Below are 13,161 nucleotides of genomic sequence, written 5' to 3'. Positions count from 1 at the left end.
TACTAGATATAGGTGTTTTTTGATAAAAAGCTACTACATGGTGAGTATTGTAGTGGGGATTCTTTTAAGAACAAGAGTTGATTTTAGGTTAATTTACGGTTCCTAAATCTCGTATTTTGTTAAAATCCTCGCCTGATAAGGCCTGTGGCGATGTCAATATTCTGGCAAAAAAAAAGAAAATTTGACGATTTGATGGCTTTAACAGCAGAAGCGGAAAGGCGCACGGCAAAAAGCCGTGCAGCATTTAAGACTATTCTGGATTAGCACTGTTTGTCGTGGCTGGTATGCAGCATGTAGTTCACGTCTACATTTGGACCAAGTTTAAAGCGGTCCGTTAGCAGGTTGTAGTGCAGCCCGGTGATATGCCTTTCGCGCAGTGGCGTATCATCAACCCAGCGCATCAGCTCTGCCGGGCGAATGAATTTCTTAATATCGTGCGTGCCGCGTGGCACCATTTTTAAAATATACTCAGCACCGATAACGGCCATCATCCACGCTTTCGCATTGCGGTTGATCGTGGAGAAAAACACGTGCCCACCTGGCTTGACCAACTTAGCGCAGGCTTGCACCACGGATTGCGGATCGGGAACGTGCTCCAGCATCTCCATGCAGGTGACCACATCGTAAAGGCCTGAGTGGGCGTCTGCATGTGCTTCTACCGTCTCTTGCACGTAATCGACCGTGACGCCGCTTTCCAGCGCATGCAAGCGCGCGACCTGCAGCGGCTCTGCGCCCATATCCAGCCCGGTGACGTCCGCGCCTTCACGTGCCATGCTCTCGGCCAAAATGCCGCCGCCGCAGCCGACATCCAACACTTTCTTGCCGAACAAGCCTTCCGCGCGCTGCGAAATATAGCCCAGACGCAGTGGGTTAATGCGGTGCAGTGGTTTGAATTCGCCTTCTAAATCCCACCAGCGTGAGGCGATAGCCTCAAATTTGGCAATTTCCTGATGGTCAACGTTCGGAGTTTGATTTTCTACATTCATGTTTCATCGCAGCCTTTCATCATCTTCTACTGCCGCGAGTATACCCCTTCATGTCGTAACGTGCAGCGGTGTCGCTTTTCTCTGCAGGATAAACACGCATTGGGAAAACAGTCTGCTCAGGGCGGAAGGGAGTTTCCCCCGAAACGGCGGTTTGTGATATAATTTTTCACCTTTTGAACAGTTCACCTTTCTGAACGGTTCACTTTTCTGAACACGGGTAGATGCCTAAATAGAGGGATAGCGGCTCCATGAGCGACCTTGCCAGAGAAATCACACCGGTCACTATTGAAGAAGAGCTGAAAAGCTCGTATCTGGATTATGCGATGTCCGTTATTGTCGGACGTGCATTGCCAGATGTTCGAGATGGACTGAAACCGGTACACCGCCGCGTACTGTATGCAATGAGCGTACTGGGTAACGACTGGAACAAACCGTATAAAAAATCCGCCCGTGTCGTCGGGGATGTCATCGGTAAATACCACCCGCACGGCGACTCTGCCGTTTATGAAACCATCGTACGTATGGCGCAGCCTTTCTCACTGCGCTACATGCTGGTTGATGGTCAGGGCAACTTCGGTTCGATTGACGGCGACTCCGCTGCGGCCATGCGTTATACCGAAATTCGCATGTCGAGAATTGCTCATGAACTGCTGGCCGATCTTGAAAAAGAGACGGTCGATTTTGTGCCGAACTATGACGGCACCGAGCAGATTCCTGACGTCATGCCTACGCGTGTTCCCAACCTGCTGGTTAACGGTTCTTCCGGTATCGCTGTCGGGATGGCAACGAACATTCCACCGCACAACCTGACAGAAGTCGTGAACGGTTGTCTGGCGTATATCGACGATGAAAACATTAGCCTCGAAGGGTTGATGGAACACATCACAGGCCCGGATTTCCCGACGGCGGCGATCATCAATGGCCGACGCGGTATTGAAGAAGCTTATCGCACTGGGCGCGGCAAAATTTACATCCGTGCGCGTGCCGAAGTTGAAGCAGACGCGAAAACCGGACGTGAAACCATTATCGTGCATGAAATTCCGTATCAGGTGAACAAAGCTCGCCTGATCGAGAAAATTGCCGAGCTGGTCAAAGATAAACGTATTGAAGGTATTAGCGCACTGCGTGACGAATCCGATAAAGATGGTATGCGCATCGTTATCGAGATTAAGCGTGACGCCGTGGGCGAAGTGGTTCTGAATAATCTGTACTCTCAGACGCAGCTTCAGACGTCATTCGGCATCAACATGGTGGCACTGCATCAGGGCCAGCCGAAGATCATGCCGCTGAAAGATATTCTGGTTGCGTTTGTGCGCCACCGTCGTGAAGTGGTGACGCGTCGTACCATTTTTGAACTGCGTAAAGCCCGTGACCGCGCCCATATCCTGGAAGGTCTGGCGATTGCGCTGGCGAACATCGATCCGATTATCGAACTGATTCGTCGTGCTGCATCACCTGCTGAAGCAAAAGCCTCACTGATCGCACAAGCGTGGGAATTGGGCACCGTTGCCACCATGCTGGAACGTGCGGGCGATGATGCTGCACGTCCAGAGTGGCTGGAGCCAGAGTTCGGCATCCGTGAAGGTCATTACTACCTGACGGAACAGCAGGCACAGGCGATTCTGGATCTGCGTTTGCAGAAACTGACTGGCATGGAGCACGAAAAGCTGCTGGATGAATATAAAGACCTGCTGGCGGAGATCGCCGAGCTGCTTTATATCCTCAATAGCCCTGAGCGCCTGATGGAAGTGATCCGCGAAGAGCTGGAAGCGATCAAAACGCAGTACAGCGACGGGCGCCGCACAGAAATCACAGCGAACACCGCCGACATCAACATCGAAGATCTGATCAATCAGGAAGATGTGGTTGTCACGTTGTCTCACCAGGGTTATGTGAAGTATCAGCCGCTGAGCGACTACGAAGCACAGCGTCGCGGTGGCCGCGGCAAGTCCGCTGCACGTATAAAAGAAGAAGATTTTATCGATCGTCTGCTGGTGGCCAACACCCACGATACGATTCTGTGCTTCTCCAGCCGTGGCCGTTTGTATTGGATGAAGGTATATCAATTACCGGAAGCCAGTCGTGGCGCGCGTGGTCGTCCGATCGTCAACCTGCTGCCGCTTGAACCGAATGAGCGTATCACCGCGATTCTGCCGGTACGTGAATACGAAGAAGGCCGCCACATCTTCATGGCAACCGCGAGCGGTACAGTGAAGAAAACGGCGCTGACGGAATTCAGCCGTCCGCGTAGTGCGGGGATCATCGCGGTTAACCTGAACGACGGTGACGAGCTGATTGGCGTCGACCTGACCGATGGCAGCGATGAAGCAATGCTGTTCTCTGCGGAAGGTAAAGTGGTGCGCTTCTCCGAACAGGCAGTGCGCTCCATGGGCCGTACGGCAACGGGTGTGCGTGGTATCAACCTGCAAGGTGAAGATCGCGTGGTATCGCTGATCATTCCTCGCGGCGAGGGCGATATCCTGACCGTCACGCAAAATGGTTTTGGTAAGCGTACTGCCGTGAATGAGTACCCAACCAAGTCGCGAGCGACGAAAGGGGTTATCTCTATCAAGGTCAGCGAGCGTAACGGTAAAGTGGTTGGTGCGGTTCAGGTTGATACCGCAGACCAGATCATGATGATCACTGATGCGGGAACGCTGGTGCGTACGCGTGTATCTGAAGTCAGCATTGTGGGTCGTAACACACAGGGTGTGACGCTGATTCGTACAGCGGAAGACGAACATGTTGTTGGTCTGCAACGTGTTGCCGAACCGGTAGAAGATGAAGAGCTGGATGGCGTAGTAAAAGTCGAAGGCGAAATCGCCGAAGACGATGATGCTATCGACGACATTGATGGCGATGATGATATCGCTGAAGATGACGAATAAGCCTTTTCCTTAAACCGGAATGAGTAGAGTAAGCCAGCGCGATGCGCTGGCTTTTTTTATCGACTCTCGGTAGTGTATCAGCAAACGGGTTCTCCCCTCATTCAACGGTATCCACTTGAAATATCTCGCCTCATTCCATACCACATTAAAAGTCTCCCGCTATTTGTTTCGGGTTCTGGCGGTCATGCTGTGGGTGTTGGGCGCGCTGATATCCGTTTTCTATGTCACTAAAGTATTGAATGAAAAAGAGTCAGAGCTACGGCAGGAATATAATCTCAGCTTTGATCAGTCGCAGGGTTACATCCGACATGCGTCGGATATTGTGCGCGAACTCCAGTATCTAGCGGCAAATCGTCTGGTGCTAGCGAGAGAAAAAGCAGAACCGCCAACGGAAGGAGGCCCCGGTGTCTCCGTTTATGCCCTTGCTCCTGGCGCAACGTGTTCCACGCAATATGGCGGGAATGCGGCACTGCTCTCATTGAGCCATTTTTTCAACGGCTGGCAGGATAATTTCTCTGCCGTCTACGATCTTAATCGGGTCTTTTTTGTCGGCGGCGATCGGCGCTGTATGGTTGATTTTGGCATCCGCAACCAGTCACTTGACCGCGATAACTTGCTTAAAAACGTGCAGGATCGGTTTCAGGATCAGAAGAAAAATCGCCCCCAAACCGGTCGTGATGAAACGCTCTATTGGATTACTCCCGCGTCTATCCCCGATGTCGGTTATTTATATGCGCTGACGCCGATTTATGTGGATAACAAGCTGGAAGTCATCATGGGGATTGAACAGACGATTCGTCTGGATGATTTCGTCACCGTGGGTAAGTTTCCCATCAATGCCAGACTGCTGGATCAATATAATCAGGTTGTTTTGCAGTTTTCCGATGCTAAAGATCGCTATACGTCTTCGGTAGACAGTTATCCTTCCGATCATAACTATTTTGGCTATGTGAATGGATATGATGAACTCATTCTGAAAAAGTCGCTGCCGCCGACGTCATTCAGCATCGTGTATGCGCTGCCGTTGAAAGTCCTGCTCTCTCATATCAGCGCATTGATGATTAACATGCTTGTACTGAATATTCTATGGGCAATTTTTCTGTTTGTGTTGGCTTTGGTATTTGAGCGGAAAATGCTGTTGCCTGCGGAAGTGAATGCGTTCCAGTTGGAAGAGAATGAGCAATTCAACCGCAAGATTGTGGCGTCGGCGCCAGTAGGGATTTGCATCCTGCGTATTAATGACGGCACGAACATCCTCAGTAACGAGCTGGCGCACAACTATCTCAACCTGCTCACGCATGAAGACAGATTGCGAATTACCCGCATCATTTGCGAGCAGCAGTCCAAGTTTGTCGATGTCATGACCAGCCGCAATCATCATCTGCAAATCAGCTTTGTCCATTCGCGCTATCGTAATGAAAATGTGGCAATTTGCGTACTGCTTGATGTCAGTGCGCGCGTCAAAATGGAAGAATCGCTACAGGAAATGGCGAATGCCGCCGAGCAGGCAAGCCAGTCGAAATCGATGTTCCTTGCCACCGTCAGCCATGAATTGCGTACGCCGCTTTATGGGATTATCGGTAACCTCGACCTGCTGCAAACCAAGTCGCTGCCGAAGGACGCCAACCGTCTGGTCGTGGCGATGAACAACTCTTCTTCGCTGTTGCTGAAAATCATCAGCGATATCCTCGATTTTTCCAAGATTGAGTCGGAGCAGTTGAAGATAGAACCGTGTGAGTTTGCGCCGCATGAGGTTATCAGCCATATCACCAGTAACTATCTCCCGCTGGTGGTCAAAAAACGCCTGACGCTGTACTGCTTTATCGCTCCGAATGTTCCTGTCAGCCTGTTTGGCGATCCAGTGCGTTTGCAGCAGGTATTATCTAACCTGTTGAGCAATGCCATCAAATTTACGGACACGGGCTGCATCATCTTTGAAGTAGGCTGTCGCGATGGCTATCTGGAATTTGTGGTGCGCGATACCGGCGTGGGTATTCAACCGCGCGAGGCAGTGAAGTTATTTGATCCGTTCTTCCAGGCGGGAAGCGGTGTGCAGCGTCATTTTCAGGGCACAGGTTTAGGGCTGGCGATTTGTGAAAAGCTGGTCAATCTGATGGACGGCGACATTACCATCGAATCGGAGCCTGGGCTCGGCAGCCTGTTTGGCGTCAGGATTCCGTTGTATAAAGCGCGCTATGCCCCTATGGCAATCAACGCCAGCCTGCAGGGGAAAATATGCTGGCTGAGGGTGCGTAATGCTCGGCTGGAGGCGTATCTACTCGCTCTGTTGCAGGAGCAAGGTATGCAGGCTGTGCGTTACCAGAATCAAATTGTGTCGCCCGATGATGTGATGATTAGTGATTACACCTCGGCAGAGGACATTGGCGTTCGGGCGCATATCGTGATGAGTGGCGCACATAACGGATCAGCGCAGAAAGTTAGCGAAGGGCACTGGTTGCAAGGGACATCGACACCTCAGCACTTGCCTGATTTGCTCGAGAAAATCTATCGCTCAGAAAGTGAGGACAGAACTAGTCCCGAGATTTCGCCGCCGCTGACCAGCTATGTGCGTGCTGAGAATGGCGACATTATGATTCTGGTGGTTGACGATCATCCGATCAACCGTCGACTGCTGGCCGATCAGCTTGGTTCTCTGGGCTATCAGGCGATGACGGCAAATGATGGTGTAGATGGGCTGAGTGTATTGAGTAAAAACCACATTGATATCGTGCTGACAGACGTCAATATGCCGAACATGGATGGTTATTTGTTCACACAGCGTATGCGTGAACAGGGATTACGTTTCCCGGTTATCGGTGTAACGGCAAATGCGTTGGCGGAAGAACGAGATCGTTGCCTTGGGGCAGGGATGGATAACTGTTTGTCAAAACCGGTTACGCTGGATACGTTGCAGCAGGCGCTGTCGTATTACAGTAACGTGGTGCGTCAGGCGAGAACATCTGTGGAATAACCTGCACCAGCGGTTGCCGGTGCAGGAGAGGAAAAACTTAGTCTACCTGCGTGCCATTAACGGAAGACAGGTAGTTCAGCAGGGCGATATCGTTCTCGACGCCCAGCTTGGTCATGGCTGACTTCTTCTGGCTACTGATCGTTTTAATACTACGATTCAGTTTTTTGGCGATTTCGGTAACCAAAAAGCCTTCTGCAAACAAACGCAGCACTTCACTTTCTTTCGGGGACAGGCGTTTATCGCCGTAGCCGCTGGCACTGATTTTCTCCAGTACTTTGGATACGCTATCCGGCGTGAATTTCTTCCCTTTTTGCAGGGCTGCCAGCGCTTTGGGTAAATCGGTCGGCGCGCCCTGTTTCAGCACGATGCCTTCGATATCCAGATCCAATACTGCGCTCAAAATCGCCGGATTATTGTTCATGGTGAGAACAATAATCGAGAGGTGAGGAAAGTGGCGCTTAATGTATTTAATGAGGGTGATGCCATCGCCGTATTTATCGCCAGGCATGGATAAATCGGTGATTAAAACGTTAGCGTCCAGCTTAGACAGGTTATTGATCAGCGCTGTTGAGTCTTCAAATTCGCCAACCACATTGACCCATTCAATCTGCTCAAGCGATTTTTTGATGCCAAAAAGGACAATAGGATGGTCGTCGGCAATAATTACGTTTAGGTTACTCATCGTTTTGGTTACTCATCTTGTTGGCTACCTTGCTGCCCTTTAGGTTCTATTGGGGATAGTAATGCACTGACAAACCGCTCAATTTCATGAAGGTTAGCCTCGATTTGTACACTATCGTGCGCGGTAATATGCTGTTCAAGCTGTTCACACAGCTGTTTGCCAGGATGCAGATTCAGCATGGCAAACACGCCTTTCAGCCGGTGTGCCGTCTGCGAAAGCAACGGGAAATCGCCTGCTTCCGCTTCAGTATACAGCCTCTTTAAATCATCCGGTACTGTCTCCACGAACAGCGAATAATAGTCACTTGACGCCAATTGAGCGGCGTAAAATTCGACATCGTTCGGTTCCCCCTCTTGCATTGCATCGGGTGGTGTTTCCAGTTGCAGTTCAATCAGCTTAAGCAATGCCTCCAGCAGGAGGTGGCTGATATTATAGTTCACCCGCAAACGGCGCGGGCCCAAAGGCGTTACTGTGTCATCTTCATGACTCAGCAGCAGCGTATAATCCGCTTTTTTCTCCGGGTCATCAGTAATAAAGATATCCGCTTCCTGATTAATCTGACGTTCATCGCTGACTTGATAATTCGCGCCCCAGTTTGTCAGCATATGGCCGACAATATGCTGTACTTCATCAGATGTCACATCCAGCAGAACGGTAATACCATCCAGCAGTTTTTCTTCCTCTACGGGAAGCGTTTCCGGTTCCAGTTTGAGCGTCAGGATATAGTGTGTGCCTAACCCGGACTTACTGTTGATAGTTAATGCGCCGCCCAGTTTATTACAGAGTTGATTGCACAAAAATAAGGTCAATCCTGAATTTTGTCCGAAACGATCGGAAGCGGCAGGATGTAGGAAAGGATGTCGAATATTTTCCGGTTCTTTGCCTGAAACATTCGTCCCTGTATCGCTAACCTGAATAATCAGCGTGTCCGACTCATTATTTTTTCTATCAATCGACACCGTAATTTTGCCGTAATCCGTATTGGTTACCGAATAATTTAGCAGCAGCGCCAGCGTTTTTTTCAACAGCCCTGCATCACCGATGTAAGTTTGATTACTGTCCAAATTGTAATGATGGAATAGGGTCAGCCCTTTTTGATTCAATCGCGGCAGTAGTTCAAGGAGCACATTATCGATAAGCGCCAGCGGTGAAAAGCTGTCGTTGACCACGGCCCATTCCTGCGCTTCCAGCTTTTCATGCAACGCGATATTTTCCAGCAGTTCGATTGCGCAGCGGGTATCTGCTGTGAGTTGATCCAGCGTTTGTGTTGGTACGGTTGCCGTATCGCTGTGGCGTATCGCATGAATATGCTGCTGTAGTGAAATCAGCGGCTGTTTGAATTCGCTGAGCAGGTTTTGGAATAAACGTTTTCTGGCATGAATATTCTTTTCGTATTCACGTTGGGCTAGCAGTAATTTCCGCTGCACCAGAATCTCTTTATCCTGCTCACGCAGTAGGAAGAGGCAATAGTCTGGCGAATATTGGCTACGGATTTGGCGGATTTCATACATCTCATTATTAATGGTGACCTGAATGATGCCCTGATGCTCGTCCGCCATATTGGTGATTTTTTGCAAGCTCAGGTGCGGAAGCAAATGCTCCGCACGTTCATTTTGTATGATCACTTTGTTGCTGTTGAAATCATAAACCAGCACGCCCATCGGGATTTTTCCCGTTGTTTCGCGGTAAATATCCAGTTTCTTCTCTAACTGATGAGATAAATCCTCTCCAGGATGCACATACTTCCGACGGAAAAGATAAAAACCCGCGATGGATACACTCAGCAGAACCAGATTCAACAGCAGGAGCCAGATGTTATTGCGCAATGAATCAATAATCAGTGCTTTTACGGGCATCTGAAAAACGATTTTTATTGGTGCATTCACGAGCGTAGCGGAGATGTCCAGATTAGAACCATGAAGCTGCACATCGGCCATGCCTTCACTCGCATTGCTGCTATCCATATTGCTGGCCGCTGGCGTATCCGGCTTCAGCATAAGGTACTCACGCGGAATGGTGTCTGGAATTAAATCGTTAATCGGCAGATCGAACGCCAGAATTGTCGCCAGATGACCCGGCTGATTGAATGTAGTGCGCAGCGTAAAATAGTAGTCGTTATAGAAACGTAATTTACGCAGCGGAGAAAAACTTTCGCGTTCGTCTAACACATTCGCCTGTTGCAGCATTTCCGTCCGGCGGGCTTCGGCGATAACCGTAATATAATTGCCGCGGAACTGTGAGGAGATATCTTTCAGCGTCTGCGTAGAGATCATCGTCAGGCTATTGTCGATGCCATTCAGGTAATACATGGAATAGACGTTATTCTCTGCTCCCCAGAGAATATCGAGGTAACGCGATATGCGGCGGACCGATGTCAGCGTTGCCTTATCATGTTGCCCAAAAATCAGAGCATCCGTCTTCTGACCGTTTTTTTCTACGTAGAAAACATCGGGCATTAAATTAATCGCGGTAATGCTGGCGTCGCTAGTGGACGGTTCGCTGTTCAGGCTGCCGTAAATTTGGTACGTGAAGAAACGGTAGGTATCGATACGTTTCTGTATGCCTTGGGCAATGGTCGTCAGTGAATGTTTTTTGTCCGCCAACAAATCGTTGATGTAGCTATAGCCGAACGTTCCGGTAATAAGGAACGATAATACGGTAAGGAGGGTAAAATAACGCAGGATCATGGCTGGCATCAATTAACGCTCCTGATTAGCGGATTACGGCACGCGCGCTGGCGCTGACGGCAAGCAACAGCAGTGCGACAAACCCGAATGCGGTGGCTAGATTGCTGAACTGGGCAATAAAACCGAGAATGGTCGGGCCGATCAGAATACCTGCATAGCCTACCGTTGTAATAGAAGCGATGGCCAAATTTGGCGGCATGATTTTTTGATTCCCCGCGGCGCTGAAAAGGATTGGTACCACATTGGATGCGCCGATACCGACCATAACGAAGCCAAGAATAGCGGTGATTGGGTTATCAATGCTGATCGTTAACACCAGACCGAGAGCAGCACAGAGGCTGCCACCGGTAAGAATGGCGTAGCGTCCAAGCGCATTAACGATGCGGTCACCATTCAGCCTGCCCAGCGTCATTGCCACGGAAAACGCGGCATAGCCCATGCCCGCTTGCGCGCCGCTCAGGTTGCGTTCAACCGTTAAAAAGAGGGCGCTCCAATCCAGTATGGAACCTTCGGCTAAGAACATAATGAAGCACAGTGAGCCAATGAACATCACCCAACCGCGTGGAATAACAAACAGTGGGCCGCTGCTATCTTGATTCGTGGTGCGCAACAGGTGCTTGTGCGCGGTTGTCATGAATATCAGCATGAGGGCGACAATAGCCAGAATAGCCATCAGTGGAGACAGGCCAAGCCACAGCAGGGCGCTGACGCCACCAGCCCCGATAATCCCCCCGACGCTAAAGAAACCATGAAAGCCAGACATCATAGCTCGGCCGCTGGCACGTTCCACGATGATAGCCTGGATATTCATCGCGACATCGATCATACCGATGGACGCGCCAAAAAAGAGTAGCACGATCGCCATCATAGGCAGTGTCTCTGCCTGCGTCAGTGCGGGCAACACCAGACAAAGCAGTGCACTTGCCAGCAAAATAACGCTGCGGCATCCCAGCTTGCTGGTGAGAAAACCGGTGAGTGGCATGGCCAACAGTGATCCAATCCCGAGAGAAAGCAGCAACATCCCCAGAGAGGCATCGCTGATAGCCAGTCGCGTTTTAACAAACGGCACTAACGGTGCCCAGGACGCCATGGCAAAGCCTGCAACAAAGAAAACGATACGTGTCGCTGCCTGTGCTTTTTTGCCTGGCAGATTCTGATTACTGCATAACGGGTTGGAATTCAGTGTTGTACTCATCCTGAATGAGGCTATCCGGTCGACGTAACAAGGGCCTATTTTTACCATAATTAGCAGTCTGAATGAAAAGAATCGTGGTGCTCATCACGCCTATAATTGACAACAAACTTTGCTGGCTACTCCCCTTCGTGCAGCCTTAGCTGCTTTTGGCTTGCAGATCGAATGTGGCACGGGCTTGCTCGATGACTTCAAGGTTTTGCTCAGCCCACACCCACACGCCACAGAACGCCGCTCCAAGCCCAAGACCGAGATCCGTCAGGCGGTACTCCACTTTTGGCGGGATAACGGGATGTACGGTGCGGATCACTAACCCTTCACGTTCCATCTCACGCAGGGTTTGTGTCAGCATTTTCTGGCTGATTCCTGCTACTTTCTTTGCTAATTGTGTGAAGCGCAGTTCCCCGTTTTCAGCCAGAACCTCAAGGATGAACATCGTCCATTTGTCCGCTACTCGGCCGATCACTTCGTTAACCAGTGCTTCTACTCGTGGATCCTGCTTCGTCGCTGATGAAAGCTTTCTCTGGACTTCTGAGTATTTAGCGAAGTCGATGCTCATAGGTCACTCTCTTTCTTGTGGGTAATGGAGATCATTATGGTGCTTTTCTTTCCCGAAGTTTGCGTATCGGAGTGTCGATAGTCAAGTATCGAAGTTCCTTAAAGCCCGTATTCTCTACGCTTACTATTTGGTAAGTATTGCACTTTATGGTGCCTACTTCCCAAAAGTTTGTGAGGTGCTTATTCTTTGAAGCCTACCCGCTTTCCAGTAGAAAAGTGCGTCTGGCATTTGTGCGCAGCCCTGTTTCGTCGAACTGCGACGTTGTGCCCTATTACGCACGAATACTGTCGGAAGACGGGCATCGACTATGCGGCTGCATAGCGCCTGAATTTAAAAGAGATAGTTCCTGAATGTAAACGAGAAGGGGAAAGCTAATTATGCAAACGGCAAATAACACAATACTCATTACGGGAGGGGGTTCCGGCATTGGTCGCGAGCTCGCACAGCGTTTCAACGATCTCGGCAATACGGTCATTGTGACGGGTCGGCGAGCTTCTCTCCTGCAGGAGACGATCGATGGACGACAAAATATGCACGCGTTCGAATTAGATATCGATGATCCCAAGGCTATCAATGCGTTTGCACAGCGGATCGTGACGGAATATCCATCCCTCAACATCCTGATTAACAATGCTGGCATCATGCGTTACGACGATCTGAGTACTAGAAGCGATCTGTGCGATGCGCAGGCGCAGGTTACTACGAATGTGCTTGGGCCTATCCGCTTCACAAATGCCTTTATCGATCACCTGAAGAGCCAACAGAATTCAGCAATCGTTAATGTGTCTTCCGGTCTGGCTTTCGTTCCGCGCGCTGATGCGGCGGTTTATAGCGCGACTAAGGCTGCCGTTCACTTCTACACCCTGTCATTGCGGCATCAGCTTGTGGATCAGGTGGAAGTCATCGAACTCGTGCCACCGGGTATCCAAACCGAGCTCACGCCCGGTCAGTCGGATCGCGAAGGTTACATGCCTCTCAACGCATACATCGATGAAGTTATGGCACTATTTTGCGAGCAACCGACGCCAAACGAGATCGTTGTGAAGCGCGCTCAACTGCAACGCTTGGCTGAGCGTGAAGGGCGCTTCGAACAGGTGTTTGATTTGATCAACGTGCGGGCAACTCAGCAGCGCGCTAAGGGCAAATAAACCGTCCTCATACAGGCGGTATCGCTCTCTGCCGCAATCTCAAATCAA

8 protein-coding genes are annotated in these 13,161 nt (G+C 50.3%); 3 read left to right on the top strand and 5 right to left on the bottom strand.

Annotated features, from left to right (window positions below):
• Nucleotides 1-260 precede the first annotated feature (260 nt).
• Complete coding sequence (gene ubiG / locus A0G03_RS08245; protein ID WP_011092791.1) at nt 261-986, bottom strand: bifunctional 2-polyprenyl-6-hydroxyphenol methylase/3-demethylubiquinol 3-O-methyltransferase UbiG; 726 nt, start codon at nt 984-986, stop codon at nt 261-263.
• 248 nt (nt 987-1,234) lie between these two features.
• Here ubiG and gyrA point away from each other — a divergent pair, with 248 nt between their 5' ends.
• Both gyrA and rcsC read left to right on the top strand, forming a co-directional pair.
• The gene (gyrA, locus tag A0G03_RS08240) at nt 1,235-3,874 is read left to right on the top strand and encodes a DNA topoisomerase (ATP-hydrolyzing) subunit A (protein ID WP_048259184.1); all 2,640 of its coding nucleotides are present in this window, start codon (nt 1,235-1,237) and stop codon (nt 3,872-3,874) included.
• Between the two features lie 115 nt (nt 3,875-3,989).
• Nucleotides 3,990-6,845 carry a two-component system sensor histidine kinase RcsC gene (rcsC, locus tag A0G03_RS08235; RefSeq protein WP_072062003.1) on the top strand — a complete coding sequence of 952 codons (2,856 nt, stop codon included), beginning with the start codon at nt 3,990-3,992 and terminating at the stop codon, nt 6,843-6,845.
• Between the two features lie 37 nt (nt 6,846-6,882).
• Here the strand turns inward: rcsC and rcsB are convergent, their stop codons facing one another.
• From rcsB to A0G03_RS08215, 4 genes are all read right to left on the bottom strand, one after another.
• A complete protein-coding gene (rcsB, locus tag A0G03_RS08230; protein ID WP_011092794.1) occupies nt 6,883-7,527 on the bottom strand; it encodes a response regulator transcription factor RcsB in 645 nt (214 codons plus the stop codon).
• A gap of 8 nt (nt 7,528-7,535) precedes the next feature.
• Nucleotides 7,536-10,223: a phosphotransferase RcsD gene (gene rcsD, locus A0G03_RS08225; protein WP_048259185.1), complete on the bottom strand. Its 2,688-nt coding sequence runs from the start codon at nt 10,221-10,223 to the stop codon at nt 7,536-7,538.
• 16 nt (nt 10,224-10,239) lie between these two features.
• Nucleotides 10,240-11,409, bottom strand: a complete 1,170-nt coding sequence (locus A0G03_RS08220; RefSeq protein ID WP_048259186.1) for an MFS transporter — start codon at nt 11,407-11,409, stop codon at nt 10,240-10,242.
• A 136-nt stretch (nt 11,410-11,545) separates the two neighbouring features.
• On the bottom strand, nt 11,546-11,965 hold the full coding sequence (locus tag A0G03_RS08215) for a winged helix-turn-helix transcriptional regulator (RefSeq protein ID WP_048259187.1): 420 nt from the start codon (nt 11,963-11,965) through the stop codon (nt 11,546-11,548).
• Between the two features lie 377 nt (nt 11,966-12,342).
• Here A0G03_RS08215 and A0G03_RS08210 point away from each other — a divergent pair, with 377 nt between their 5' ends.
• Nucleotides 12,343-13,113: an SDR family oxidoreductase gene (locus tag A0G03_RS08210; protein ID WP_048259188.1), complete on the top strand. Its 771-nt coding sequence runs from the start codon at nt 12,343-12,345 to the stop codon at nt 13,111-13,113.
• Nucleotides 13,114-13,161 lie beyond the last annotated feature (48 nt).

The sequence above is a fragment of the Pectobacterium peruviense genome (assembly GCF_002847345.1).
GTDB lineage: Bacteria > Pseudomonadota > Gammaproteobacteria > Enterobacterales > Enterobacteriaceae > Pectobacterium > Pectobacterium peruviense.
This window is presented reverse-complemented; position numbering and strand designations above follow the sequence as displayed.